This is a genomic window from Actinoplanes sp. DH11 (genome assembly GCF_020873875.1).
In the GTDB taxonomy this organism is placed as follows: domain Bacteria; phylum Actinomycetota; class Actinomycetes; order Mycobacteriales; family Micromonosporaceae; genus Actinoplanes.
In genome coordinates, this window is record NZ_JAHWGU010000245.1 from 1 (window position 1) to 220 (window position 220).

Below are 220 nucleotides of genomic sequence, written 5' to 3' on the forward strand. Positions count from 1 at the left end.
GCATGCGGGTGTGGATGCGGTGGGGGTGGGGCAGCCGTTCACGGAGTTGGGGTTTGATTCGTTGACGGCGGTGGAGTTGCGTAATCGGTTGGCGGTGGTGACGGGGTTGAAGTTGCCGGCGACGCTGGTGTTCGACTATCCGACGCCGACCGCTCTGGCCGGTTACCTTGTCCAGCGTGCGGTGGGTGATGCTCCGGCGCGCGTGGTGGTGGCGGCCCGG

1 protein-coding gene is annotated in these 220 nt (G+C 67.3%); it reads left to right on the top strand.

Going from position 1 to position 220, the window contains the following annotated elements:
• On the top strand, positions 1–220 hold a 220-nt coding region (locus tag LPA41_RS41625; RefSeq protein WP_229077052.1), incomplete at both ends, for an acyl carrier protein.